Source organism: Limosilactobacillus urinaemulieris (assembly GCF_014838745.1).
Classification (GTDB): Bacteria; Bacillota; Bacilli; order Lactobacillales; family Lactobacillaceae; genus Limosilactobacillus; species Limosilactobacillus urinaemulieris.
In genome coordinates this window covers 1-2,122 of the sequence record NZ_JABUXR010000033.1, presented here as the reverse complement: position 1 = coordinate 2,122, position 2,122 = coordinate 1, and the positions used below count along the sequence as shown (strand labels likewise).

The following is a 2,122-nucleotide window of genomic DNA, read 5'->3' as shown; positions in this document are numbered from 1 at the left end:
GTTTTGCCAATCAAAAATTTTTCTTTTTAAGAATTGATTGTCTTTTTGTATAAAAAAATACCACCCACATTTCTGTGAGTGGTATCGATATCCATCAATACCAGTTGACAGATACCCATAACTTCTTTGTCAATCTGTCCTCCTTTGCTGTAAATTAATCTATGGAAAACAAATTCAAGTAAGTTAAAAAGGAATCATCTTATTAAGGTGATTCCTTTAGAGTAACTTTATAATATAAAATTGAAACTGCTGATCGCTACTACTTAAATATAAGTCAAAATAAAAAAAGCCAAATAATAAACTTGACTTACTATAGCGGTCCGTACGAGACTCGAACTCGTGATCTCATCCGTGACAGGGATGCGTCCTAAACCAACTAGACCAACGGACCAACAATTGCGGGGGCTGGATTTGAACCAACGACCTCCGGGTTATGAGCCCGACGAGCTACCAGGCTGCTCTACCCCGCGATAATAAAAAAATGACCCGTGCGGGATTTGAACCCACGATACCAGCGTGAAAGGCTGGTGTCTTAACCACTTGACTAACGGGTCAAAATAACGGAGAAGGAGGGATTCGAACCCTCGCACCGCTCTCGCGATCTACACCCTTAGCAGGGGCGCCTCTTCAGCCACTTGAGTACTTCTCCAAAATGGGCCTAAATGGACTTGAACCATCGACCTCACGCTTATCAGGCGTGCGCTCTAAACCAGCTGAGCTATAGGCCCATATAAAAGCGGGTAACGAGAATCGAACTCGCGACAACAGCTTGGAAGGCTGTGGTTTTACCACTGAACTATACCCGCATAATATTCAATTAAATGGCGCGGGACGGAATCGAACCGCCGACACACGGAGCTTCAATCCGTTGCTCTACCAACTGAGCTACCGAGCCAAAAACGGTCCGTACGAGACTCGAACTCGTGATCTCATCCGTGACAGGGATGCGTCCTAAACCAACTAGACCAACGGACCAACAATTGCGGGGGCTGGATTTGAACCAACGACCTCCGGGTTATGAGCCCGACGAGCTACCAGACTGCTCTACCCCGCGATAATAAAGGAGGATGAGGGATTCGAACCCTCGCGTCGCTCTCACGGCCTAGCGGTTTTCAAGACCGCCCCCTTCAGCCACTTGGGTAATCCTCCATAATGTAAATAATAACAATCCATCACAGATAGTTGATGGACCTTGTAGGACTCGAACCTACGACCGGGCGGTTATGAGCCGCTTGCTCTAACCAACTGAGCTAAAGGTCCAAAACAGCCAGTCAATCGCGGCGGGGGGGATCGAACCCTCGACCTCCCGGGTATGAACCGGACGCTCTAGCCAGCTGAGCTACACCGCGAAAACCTAATAGATTAAATATTAGAATCAAATCGGGAAAACAGGATTCGAACCTGCGACCCCCTGGTCCCAAACCAGGTGCTCTACCAAGCTGAGCTATTTCCCGAAAAAATGCACCCAGAAGGAGTCGAACCTTCAACCTTCTGATTCGTAGTCAGACACTCTATCCAATTGCGCTATGGGTGCATAAGAAGTGCCGAGGACCGGGATCGAACCGGTACGGTTATCACTAACCGCGGGATTTTAAGTCCCGTGCGTCTGCCAATTCCGCCACCCCGGCATTATAGAATTGACAAAGCGGAAGACGGGATTCGAACCCGCGACCCTCACCATGGCAAGGTGATGTTCTACCACTGAACTACTTCCGCATATATAAGTGCCGACTAGAGGATTCGAACCTCCGACCCTCTGTTTACAAGACAGATGCTCTGCCAACTGAGCTAAGTCGGCGTACACTTTTTATTATACCAAACCGTTACCTATTTGGCAATGAGCCGTGGCGGTCTCGAACCGCCGACCCTCTGATTAAAAGTCAGATGCTCTACCAACTGAGCTAACGGCTCATGAGCTTAATGCTCAATGGAGGATACAGGGCTCGAACCTGTGACCTCCTGCTTGTAAGGCAGATGCTCTCCCAACTGAGCTAATCCTCCATAATCGCGTGGCAACGTCCTATCCTCGCAGGGAGCGATCCCCCAACTACTTTTGGCGTGTTGAAGCTTAACTTCTGTGTTCGGCATGGGAACAGGTGTATCCTTCAAGCCATCATCACCA

19 tRNA genes and 1 rRNA gene are annotated in these 2,122 nt (G+C 48.5%); all 20 read right to left on the bottom strand.

The window, feature by feature from the left end:
- Window positions 1–316: 316 nt before the first annotated feature.
- Window positions 317–391 (bottom strand) — tRNA-Asp (locus HUK45_RS09205).
- A 5-nt stretch (window positions 392–396) separates the two neighbouring features.
- A tRNA-Met gene (locus tag HUK45_RS09200) sits at window positions 397–470 on the bottom strand.
- Window positions 471–482: 12 nt separating this feature from the next.
- A tRNA-Glu gene (locus HUK45_RS09195) sits at window positions 483–554 on the bottom strand.
- 7 nt (window positions 555–561) lie between these two features.
- Window positions 562–649: transfer RNA gene (locus tag HUK45_RS09190), tRNA-Ser, on the bottom strand.
- Window positions 650–653: 4 nt separating this feature from the next.
- Window positions 654–728: transfer RNA gene (locus HUK45_RS09185), tRNA-Ile, on the bottom strand.
- Between the two features lie 7 nt (window positions 729–735).
- Window positions 736–806 (bottom strand) — tRNA-Gly (locus tag HUK45_RS09180).
- A 16-nt stretch (window positions 807–822) separates the two neighbouring features.
- Window positions 823–895: transfer RNA gene (locus HUK45_RS09175), tRNA-Phe, on the bottom strand.
- A gap of 5 nt (window positions 896–900) precedes the next feature.
- Window positions 901–975 (bottom strand) — tRNA-Asp (locus tag HUK45_RS09170).
- A gap of 5 nt (window positions 976–980) precedes the next feature.
- A tRNA-Met gene (locus HUK45_RS09165) sits at window positions 981–1,054 on the bottom strand.
- 7 nt (window positions 1,055–1,061) lie between these two features.
- Window positions 1,062–1,149: transfer RNA gene (locus tag HUK45_RS09160), tRNA-Ser, on the bottom strand.
- Between the two features lie 37 nt (window positions 1,150–1,186).
- Window positions 1,187–1,260: transfer RNA gene (locus tag HUK45_RS09155), tRNA-Ile, on the bottom strand.
- A gap of 15 nt (window positions 1,261–1,275) precedes the next feature.
- Window positions 1,276–1,349 (bottom strand) — tRNA-Met (locus HUK45_RS09150).
- 31 nt (window positions 1,350–1,380) lie between these two features.
- Window positions 1,381–1,454: transfer RNA gene (locus tag HUK45_RS09145), tRNA-Pro, on the bottom strand.
- A gap of 6 nt (window positions 1,455–1,460) precedes the next feature.
- Window positions 1,461–1,534, bottom strand: a tRNA-Arg gene (locus tag HUK45_RS09140).
- An 8-nt stretch (window positions 1,535–1,542) separates the two neighbouring features.
- Window positions 1,543–1,628: transfer RNA gene (locus HUK45_RS09135), tRNA-Leu, on the bottom strand.
- 16 nt (window positions 1,629–1,644) lie between these two features.
- A tRNA-Gly gene (locus HUK45_RS09130) sits at window positions 1,645–1,716 on the bottom strand.
- A gap of 9 nt (window positions 1,717–1,725) precedes the next feature.
- Window positions 1,726–1,798 (bottom strand) — tRNA-Thr (locus tag HUK45_RS09125).
- Window positions 1,799–1,838: 40 nt separating this feature from the next.
- Window positions 1,839–1,911: transfer RNA gene (locus HUK45_RS09120), tRNA-Lys, on the bottom strand.
- Window positions 1,912–1,928: 17 nt separating this feature from the next.
- Window positions 1,929–2,001: transfer RNA gene (locus HUK45_RS09115), tRNA-Val, on the bottom strand.
- Between the two features lie 6 nt (window positions 2,002–2,007).
- Window positions 2,008–2,122, bottom strand: a 5S ribosomal RNA gene (gene rrf / locus HUK45_RS09110); the annotation flags it as partial.